The sequence below is a fragment of the Streptomyces sp. NRRL F-5123 genome, from assembly GCF_000721495.1.
GTDB lineage: Bacteria > Actinomycetota > Actinomycetes > Streptomycetales > Streptomycetaceae > Actinacidiphila.
This window is the reverse complement of record NZ_JOHY01000109.1, coordinates 1-7,820: the sequence shown is the minus strand read 5'-3', so window position 1 is coordinate 7,820 and position 7,820 is coordinate 1. Positions and strand designations below refer to the sequence as shown.

The window sequence follows — 7,820 nt, the reverse complement described above, 5'->3', positions numbered from 1 at the left end:
AGCACGCAGGCGGGGAAGACGAGGAAGACCCAGGCACGGGTGATCGACCGGCGGCCAAAGTGTCCCATGTCGGCGTAGAGCGCCTCAGCGCCGGTGACGGCAAGGACGACTGCTGCCAAGGAGAAGAAGGCCGTGCCGAAATGGCCGAAGAGAAAGCCCAGCGCGTATGTCGGCGACAGTGCCCGCAGGATGCCCGGGTGATCGGCGATACCGGCCACGCCGCACGCACCGATGGCCGTGAACCATGCGACCATCACCGGCCCGAACACCCGGCCGACCGCCGCGGTTCCCCTGCGCTGCACCAAGAACAGCAGCATGATGATCAATGCGGTGATGGGCACGACCGCGCTCGCCAGTGACGGTTGGACGACCTTGAGGCCCTCGACCGCGGAGAGTACCGAGATCGCCGGAGTGATCATGCTGTCGCCGAAGAACAGCGCCGCGCCGAAGATCCCGAGCGCGGCCAGGACTGCGGCAGCCCGTCGGCCCCGCTGCGCGTTCAAGCGGCGCAGCAGGGTGATCAGCGCCATGATTCCGCCCTCGCCGTCGTTGTCGGCCCGCATCGCCAGTAGCACGTAGGTGACCGAGACGATGATCGTGACCGACCAGAAGACCAGCGACACCACTCCGTACACGTTGTGCGTGCTGACGGGGACCGGGTGTGGATCGTCCGGGTTGAAAACCGTCTGAAGGGTGTAGAGCGGGCTGGTCCCGAGGTCGCCGAAGACCACGCCGAGCGCACCGACCACGATGGCCAGACGCGCGGTGTCGTGCCCGGCGGAACCGCGAGCCGTCGTCTTCGGCGGTGCTGATCTGCCGTCAAGGCCGGGCATCCGCTGGTGGTCCGTCACTGGTGCTCCTCCTCGGCACCGGCTCGGTGCCCGGTGCTTCGTGCCGGACATTACCGGGCGGGCCCATCCCGGCGACCGAACCGGGCCTGCCCACGGCCATCGGGGTGTACCCGGCGCCGCGTTCACTCTTATTCCACCGCCCGGGCAGCCGCTTTCACCGCGCTGCCACTTCGGTCGGCACCATGCTGCGCCCATGGGAGATATCTGGGTTGTGATCGGGATCGCCGGGTTCGTTGCCGCGATGCTCGGCCTGATTTGGTGCTTGGAGCGGGTGTGAGCGCGACGGACGCGGTGCTGTTGGTGTTGTCGATCGTCATGTTCGGCTATCTGGGCGTGGCACTGTTCAAAAGCGGAGCGGTTCTGATGGCGTTCGCATGGACCATCGTCGTGATGGTCGTCGTCCTGGGATTGTGCTGGCGCTATCTGGGCGCCTACATGGTCGAGGTGTATGAGGGGCGGTCCCGCTGGCTGCGCTGGCTGGAACGGCCGATCTACCGCTCGCTGGGGGTGTCGGAGGACGCCGAGCAGACGTGGCAGCGGTATGCCGCGTCGGTGATCGGTTTCACCGCCGTGGCGCTGCTGGTCACCTATGGCATTTTCCGGCTGCAGGGGTCCCTGCCGTTCAACCCGCAGCATTTCGGCGCGGTGCGGCCGGACACGTCGTGGAACACGTCGGTGTCGTTCGTGACGAACACGAACTGGCAGTCGTATTCCGGTGAGACCACGATGTCCTGTACGGCGCGACATATGCAAAGCCGAAGCCGAAAAAGAAGAAGAGTTCGAATCCCGTCAAGAACTTCTTCGGCGGAGTCGTCCACGAAATCGCGGGCAATATCCCCAGCCCGGCAGCCGCACTCGCCGACGCTATGAACGAACTGACACAGGGAATGACCGGCGGACACGCAACTGCCGCCGCACCGAACCTGCCGATCTATCCGTTCAGTGATCCCGACTTGATGGGCGTGGACCCGGACTCCAGCGCCTACAAGCTTGGGGAACTGACCGGCGCAGCCGCGCAGTTGCTAGCCGGTCCCGGTGGGGATGCAAGAACCGGTGGCAGCCTAGTAACCAAACTCCTCCAGAAATTTCGCGGCTGCAGCTTCGACGGCGACACCCCGGTACTCCTCGCCGACGGCAAGACCAAAATGATCAGCGCTATTCGCCCCGGCGACAAAGTCGAGGCTGGCGATACCGAAACTGGCAAACACCGAGGCGGACACACTGTTACCGCAACGTTCGTCAACCACGACGCCGACCTGATCGACCTTCAAATCCAAGGCTCCTCCGGCCAAAGCTCCGTCCTGCACACCACCGCACAACACCCGTTCTGGGACGGCACCACACATACCTGGGTGCCCGCTGGCCAACTGACCCCCGGTCACGCACTCGAGACAGCTGGCGACACGCACGTACGTGTGACGGCACTCCAGGTCGTCAGCGGTGTCGAAGATATGTACAATCTCACGGTTGATCAACTTCACACGTATTACGTGGTGTCAGGGTCTACGCCGATCTTGGTGCATAATACCTGCGGTGAAACGATAACATTGTACCGAGTCTCGCCTCTTGCGCGAGGGTCGAGCGAGTTGGATGACGGCCTCAACCCCGCGCACTTCCCGTCCGTAGGTGATGACGGCGAGGAGTTGACCGGGGCAGCGCACTTCGGTAACGAGGCGCGCGTAAATGATTTCGCAGCGGGTCATGGCGACACGCACGGGGTGGGATTTGCGGTGGATGTTCCCACTAGCTGGTTGGCGGAGCGTAATATTGAAGTCTGGGAAGGTAGGACGCCGGAGCAGCTCGAATACTTGATTCCTAGGGACCTGATGGGAGAATTTAATCAGTTCGCGAAGAGGCCGTGGGGGCCAGGAGGAGCGTCATGACGGAAAGAAATTTTCGTAGGTATTCTCTTGTCGATGTCGAAATCGTCGGGCACTTGGCCTACGGCATCTCATTTAAGGTGGAAGAAGGGGTGACGGGATTTATTGATAAGGCTGATGTTTCTGATACTTCAACATCGCCGGCCGACTGGCCCGTTGCCGGGCAGATCGTGACGTGTATCACACTTGGGATCGCGCGTGATGGCAGAGTCCGCGCCAGTGCGCGTCAGTCTGACGTGTTTCTAGCCCGAAGTGTTGATAATCCGGACCAAGCGCTTAGGCGGTGGGCCGTGATCAGAGATCGAAAGTTTGCAACTCTTCCTGAACTCGAGGAGTTTTTCGCATCAAGAGAATCAATTCCTTTGCTCGAATGGGCGCGGAGGCAACGGGTTGGTTCAGCTGATCGAACTCGTGCTGCGGAAATCATCTCGATAATGCCCGATGAACTCAGGAGGCGGCTGGGGTGAGAGCTCAAACCCGCAGCCTGAACACCTTCACCACCAGGACATGCGGAACGGCGCCCTCGCGGATCACCTGACCACTACTGACCTTGAATGCGGGATTTCGTCATGGCGCTGCGGTCATGAGGCGGGTGCCGGTCGGCGGCCGCGCGAGTCGGGGCGCGATCCGTGGACGCCGCCGGTGCCCGTACTCGATGGCGTCCACGGGCGGGGACACGCGGGTATCCGCGGCGGGTGGGGCGGGGGCCAGCCGATGCTGAACTGTCCGCCGAAGCGGGCTTCGCGCACGCCTCCGAAAGGAGCGCCGAGGGTGCACTTGGCGGCGCCGGTAAACAGGCCGGTGGTAAACGAGCCGTGGAAGGTGTGGCCGGTGAGCAGGCCGGAGGTGACGGTGCCGGAGACACCGACCAGCGGGCCGACGTTGTGGTCGAACTGCAGGTTGACGGTGCTTTCGACGAGGCTGCCGTCCTCGGTCAGCCGCTGGATGGTTCCGGTGTCGTGGCCGGTGTCGAAGCCGCCGGCCTCGAAGACGGGCTCTAGTCGCCGCAGCCGGGCTCCCCCCGGTCCGCCTCCACGACCTGCGCCATGGCGCCGCCACCCTCATGCTCGCCGCCGGCATCGACATCAAGGTCGCCTCTGACACCCTCGGCCACTCCGACACTCGCATCACCCGCGACATCTACCAAGCCGTCCTCGACGACCTCGCCCGCGCAGCCGCCGAAGCCGTCATCAAACTCCTCCCCCGCGCCCACGCTAACGGCGGCAAGCACCGCACGAAAAAGACATCATCCCGCATTCCGGGCATGTTCCAGCCCGAACACTCACAGGACCAGTAAAGGCAAGCAGCACCAACCTCAGCCAGACATGACCCTCCGTTATGTCCTCAATGTGAAGTGTAACCAGAGTCGGGCCATGGCGGGAATCCGGGAAACGCCCCCTGATGTTGTTACGAGGCTTGCTAAAGTGACGAAGCTCAGCTCTGACCATGAGCATGCAGGGGGCTTCCAGGTGCGATTACTGATCTCCGTGGACGGGCAGGACAACGATCCGCACGTCTCGATAGAACTGCTCCGCTGGTTATCCCGTGATCCGGACCTGCGGACAGAGGCCAGCATGTCCCTCGTTCCCGCAACTGTGCGCCCAGGAGAAATGGGCGGTGCATTCGAGGCCATCAACGCGGTACTCAGCAGCGGTCTGACCCTCGCCGGCGTCGTGGTCTCAGTGGCGAGCTGGCGCGATTCGAAGGGTGGCCGGGGGCCGCTCGTACGGATCGAGCGCGACGGGGTCGTGGTCGAGGTACACGACGGGTCGGTGGAGACCGTCGAACGGATCGTCCGCGCCCTCGATGTCGACCTGGGTGACATCTCCGCCACCGGTCCGACGGACAGCACACACGACGAGAGTGGGCGCGAAGCGCCGGAGGCTCCGTGACCGCGCTGTCCGACCCGGCTACTTCCCGGGCCGTCCTCATCGGAGCCCACGACTTCCAGCACCTCACGAACCTCCCCGCAGTCGAGCACAGCCTCACCACGCTGGCCGAGTTACTCGGCCACCCCCTGGTCTGGGGACTGCCGGCCGCCCACCGCCCCTTACTCACCCAGCCCCCCAACGCGCACACGGTTATCGATGTTCTCGAGGAGGCCGCGGCCGGCGCGACCGACACACTGGTCGTCTACTACGCGGGCCACGGCCTGATCGATCACCACGGCGACGGACTCGTCCTGGCCTTGCCCTCCTCCCGTCCCGGTCGGTCCGACACCGCATTGCGCTTCGAGGACGTGCGCCGGACGATCCTGGACGCCCGGGTCACCGCACGCAAGAAAGTCGTCATCCTGGACTGCTGCTTCAGCGGCCTGGCTCTTTCAGGAGAGATGGCGGCGACGGCACCCAGCAGTCGAGTAGCCGACCACGCCCTGATCGAAGGGACGTTCCTGCTGACCGCCACGGCGGGAGGTGCCACTGCCCTCTCTCCACCGGGCGACAAGTACACGGTCTTCACCGGCGAGCTGATCGACGTCCTCGCCAAGGGAATCCCGGGTGCTCCCCCTCTCCTCGACATGGAGACGATCTACCGCGAGTTGCGCAGCAGGCTTAGTGCGCGCGGACGTCCCGTCCCCGAGCAACGCAACCGCAACCAAGGCGGACTGATCGCCCTGGCCAGGAACCGGGCCGTCGACGCAGGGTCGACCGGCCCCGTGCTCACGGGAAGCGCCGGATCAGGGCAATCCGATCGTGTGCCTCAATGGCTGACCCGGCGATCAGTGCTCACGGCCGCCGGTGGCCTCTTCGCCGCAGGCGCAGGCGGACTGTCCTGGCTGGCGCTGGCCAACGGGCGTAACCACACCGGGGACACGGCCGCCGACTCTCCCAGTGCAACCCCTGCGCAGGCAGCCGCTCCCTCCCCTACGCCCAGTCGATCGGCCTCCCCCTCGCCTGACCCGACGGCGTCACCACCGGCCAGCCCGAGTCAGACCAGGCCCCCGGTGCGACGGCCGCCCACGAAGAAGTGGACGGTCCCAATCGACGACGGCGCCAACCAGCGCCCCGTACTGGTAGGGAACACGCTCTGGGTCGCGGGCTCCCTCGGCAAGATGACCTTCCTGGGAACGGCCACCGGAAAATCGGCCGGGTTCTTCGAGACTGGCGCCAACACCGTACTTCCCCAGCCGGCTGAGTCCGGCGGAGTCGTCTACGTCGGAGCACAAACGGGAAATCAGCTGTTCGCAATCGACGGCGAGAAGGCCACAAGCAAGTGGACCTTCAAAGCAGGTGGAGGCGTGAACTCCGAACCGGCCGTCAGTGACGGCCTCGTCTTCGTCACCTGCTTCAACGGCGTTCTGTACGCCGTGAACGCTGCGAGCGGCAGGGAGAAATGGCACTACGCGTTCAGCAGCACCGCGGCGTTCTCCTGCGCGGCGGCGCAGGGACGGGTCTTCGTCACGGAAGGAGACGTCACGGGCGAGTACGGACCGCTGCGGGCCGTGAGTGCCCGAACCGGCAGTCTCCTGTGGCACGGCGGCACGTACGAAGGGAGATACGCCTACCCGGCTGTGTACGGCGACACACTGCTGGTCAGCACGTGGGACGTTGGGCTCACGGCGTTCGATGCAGCAACCGGGCACCCCCGGTGGACCTACTCGATGAAGGGGCCAGGCGACACGGGTGCGGTTTCCCTGGCCGGGCACTCGGCCTACTTCAGCAGTCCCTTCGGCCTGCACGCGGTGGACGCCCGCACCGGCAAGGAACGCTGGAAAGCAGGCGTGGCCACCTCCGGTCCTGTCACCCTCGCGGAGGGCGTGGTGTACGTCGGAAGCAGCGACTCGCACCTGCACGGGCTCGACGACGCAACAGGCCACGAACTGTGGAAGGTCAAACTCAGCGGAGACGTGGACGCACCCCTGGTGGCAGACGGTGCCATATACGTAATCAGCGCAGGAAAATACCTCACCGCGCTCGATCTCTGACCGCTTCTGTCACCTACGAAGAAGACCGCCCCGATCATCGACAACGCCCACACGGTCATTGCCGCCCTCCAAACCGTATTCCGAGACGTTGCCGCCCAGCGCCAACCCCCAGACGCCCAGCCTCGGCGCGCACCTCAAACGGCACTCCAACGACGCGCCAAGGCCGCATCGGCTCGCAGGGACACGGGCGTTCCCGCATCGACTTCGCTCTGCTCGTGCTGCTCACCGCAGGGGCAGATACTCAAGCCGTCGCGTTGGACTCGTAGGGCTACCGTCTCGGTGATGTCGGCAAGTTCGGACAGCACACCCCCGGGCAGGCTGGGTTCGTCGCCCGCCCCCGCGCCGGACAGCGCAGCTCCCACCTCGGAAACCAGGTCGAGCGCCTGATCCGCACTGCGGCCATCGCTGTTCAACCGCGCGCACTTTGCCGCCTGGGCGGCGGCCATCACCAGGCGACTCGCGCCGGCAGCACGACGGTACGGGCGTCAAACCCGCACCGGCCGCACCGAATGCACCTGTCCGGTACCCTCACCATTCGGATCCGCGGCGGCGACGATCGCATCGGCCACCGTCTCCGGCACAACCAGACGGAGGGCCTCCTCCGGGGCCATGTCCATGCGCTCGGCAACCGAGCGGACCATCAAGCCCACCACGTCGCGCACGGCCACCGACTCCACCTCGACCCCGCGGGTCAACAGCACCGCGCTCGTCTGGGCGACGACCGCCTTGAAATCCACGCTCTGCCGGATGTCCGGCACCTCTTCAGCGTACGAGCGCCTTCTTGTGGAAAAGCGACAACGCCTACAAGACGCCGCACCTCCGCCTACCCCGCCGCACGGGACCCGCTTCATCCGCCGGGTGCTGCGAAACACCCGCGGTCGCCACGGGAACACCTCGGGACGAAGGCCGCCGACGATCTTCTGCCGACCGCGCCCAGCGCTCCCCGGGAAAGGGCTCGATGTCCTCCGCCCGTTCCGATGCGCTCCCCTCGCGCTCCCCTGGCCTTTCGGGGGTGCCTTCGGAGCGATTCAGCCAGCTAGTGCCGCATCAGGCAACGTTCGCCCCGGGAGTGTCTAATAAACGGCGGATCTGTTGATCATGGAGACGCCAAGTGAGTGAGATGACGATCGAGCACGAGTCCGTGCCTGAGTTGGCCGGTGCGGC

General features: G+C 65.2%; 9 protein-coding genes and 1 pseudogene. 7 read left to right on the top strand and 3 right to left on the bottom strand.

The genetic code is table 11. The features are described from left to right. Positions 1-851: KUP/HAK/KT family potassium transporter (locus IH54_RS0137975; RefSeq protein WP_234344259.1), on the bottom strand; the 851-nt coding region annotated here is incomplete at its 3' end. A 273-nt stretch (positions 852-1,124) separates the two neighbouring features. On the opposite strand from IH54_RS0137975, the gene IH54_RS0137970 reads away from it, so the two are divergent. The 7 genes and pseudogenes from IH54_RS0137970 to IH54_RS42270 all read left to right on the top strand — a co-directional run bounded on the left by IH54_RS0137970 (position 1,125) and on the right by IH54_RS42270 (position 6,656). Continuing rightward, positions 1,125-1,721 (top strand): potassium-transporting ATPase subunit KdpA, encoded by a 597-nt coding sequence (locus IH54_RS0137970; RefSeq protein WP_031525939.1) that lies wholly within the window; start codon positions 1,125-1,127, stop codon positions 1,719-1,721. Beyond that, the gene (locus IH54_RS44115) at positions 1,718-2,734 is read left to right on the top strand and encodes a polymorphic toxin-type HINT domain-containing protein (RefSeq protein ID WP_078862833.1); all 1,017 of its coding nucleotides are present in this window, start codon (positions 1,718-1,720) and stop codon (positions 2,732-2,734) included. The genes IH54_RS0137970 and IH54_RS44115 overlap by 4 nt, the downstream gene beginning before the upstream one ends. Then, positions 2,731-3,198: a S1 domain-containing protein gene (locus tag IH54_RS45975; protein ID WP_159012365.1), complete on the top strand. Its 468-nt coding sequence runs from the start codon at positions 2,731-2,733 to the stop codon at positions 3,196-3,198. The genes IH54_RS44115 and IH54_RS45975 overlap by 4 nt, the downstream gene beginning before the upstream one ends. A 357-nt stretch (positions 3,199-3,555) precedes the next feature. Next, complete coding sequence (locus tag IH54_RS45970) at positions 3,556-3,732, top strand: hypothetical protein (RefSeq protein ID WP_159012363.1); 177 nt, start codon at positions 3,556-3,558, stop codon at positions 3,730-3,732. Next, a pseudogene (locus IH54_RS44110) lies at positions 3,729-4,028 on the top strand (tyrosine-type recombinase/integrase); the annotation flags it as partial. The gene IH54_RS45970 and the pseudogene IH54_RS44110, both read left to right, overlap by 4 nt. Positions 4,029-4,155: 127 nt before the next feature. Then, complete coding sequence (locus IH54_RS45965; RefSeq protein ID WP_159012361.1) at positions 4,156-4,623, top strand: effector-associated constant component EACC1; 468 nt, start codon at positions 4,156-4,158, stop codon at positions 4,621-4,623. Continuing rightward, entirely contained in the window at positions 4,620-6,656 is a 2,037-nt protein-coding gene (locus IH54_RS42270; RefSeq protein WP_052398339.1) for a caspase, EACC1-associated type, read from the top strand. Before IH54_RS45965 ends, IH54_RS42270 begins: the two co-directional genes overlap by 4 nt. A 134-nt stretch (positions 6,657-6,790) precedes the next feature. Here the strand turns inward: IH54_RS42270 and IH54_RS42265 are convergent, their stop codons facing one another. Together IH54_RS42265 and IH54_RS42260 are read right to left on the bottom strand one after the other, a co-directional pair. Continuing rightward, the gene (locus IH54_RS42265; RefSeq protein WP_159012359.1) at positions 6,791-7,102 is read right to left on the bottom strand and encodes a hypothetical protein; all 312 of its coding nucleotides are present in this window, start codon (positions 7,100-7,102) and stop codon (positions 6,791-6,793) included. A 39-nt stretch (positions 7,103-7,141) separates the two neighbouring features. Continuing rightward, a complete protein-coding gene (locus IH54_RS42260; protein WP_031525925.1) occupies positions 7,142-7,414 on the bottom strand; it encodes a hypothetical protein in 273 nt (90 codons plus the stop codon). Positions 7,415-7,820: the final 406 nt, after the last annotated feature.